A 708-nucleotide genomic window follows, 5' to 3' on the forward strand; every position below is an offset into this window, starting at 1 on the left:
CGCTGGGTGACCCGATCGAGGCGCAGGCGCTGCTTGCCACGTATGGGCGGGAGCGGGATGGAGACCGGCCCTTGTGGCTGGGGTCCATCAAGTCGAACATCGGTCATACGCAGGCTGCCGCCGGTGTCGCGGGCATCATCAAGATGGTGTTGGCGATGCGGCATGGTGTGTTGCCGCAGACGTTGCATGTGGATGAGCCGTCGCCGCATGTGGACTGGTCGACGGGGGCCGTCTCCCTGCTGACCGAGCAGGTGGAGTGGCCGGAGACGGGTCGTCCGCGCCGGGCCGGTATCTCCTCGTTCGGCATCAGTGGCACCAACGCGCACACCATCATCGAGCAGGCCCCGGAGGCTTCCGGTTTTCCGGTGGAGGAGCTGGAGCCGCGCGAGTTGTCGGCGCTGCCGTGGCTGCTGTCGGCGAAGGATGGTCAGGCGCTGCGCGCCCAGGCCGCGCGGCTGGCCACTCATCTCCGGGCCCATGCGGACACGAGCGCGGCCGACCTCGCCTTCTCGCTCGCCACCAGCCGCGCGGCGTTGGAACAGCGCGCGGCGTTCATCACCACTGATCGTGAGACATTCCTCGCGGCCCTGGACGAGGTTGCCCGGGGTGAGTCCGCCCCGGGTGTGGTCGAGGGCACGGTTGCCGAGGGCAAGGTGGCGTTCCTGTTCACGGGGCAGGGGAGTCAGCGGCTGGGGATGGGGCGTGAGC

At 69.4% G+C, this 708-nt stretch carries 1 protein-coding gene; it reads left to right on the plus strand.

Going from position 1 to position 708, the window contains the following annotated elements:
- Positions 1–708, plus strand: a 708-nt coding sequence (locus NQU54_RS48705; RefSeq protein ID WP_306279896.1) for a ketoacyl-synthetase C-terminal extension domain-containing protein, incomplete at both ends; no start/stop codon positions are given.

Origin of the sequence: Streptomyces malaysiensis subsp. samsunensis, assembly GCF_024519315.1 — a bacterium.
Taxonomy (GTDB): Bacteria; Actinomycetota; Actinomycetes; order Streptomycetales; family Streptomycetaceae; genus Streptomyces; species Streptomyces malaysiensis.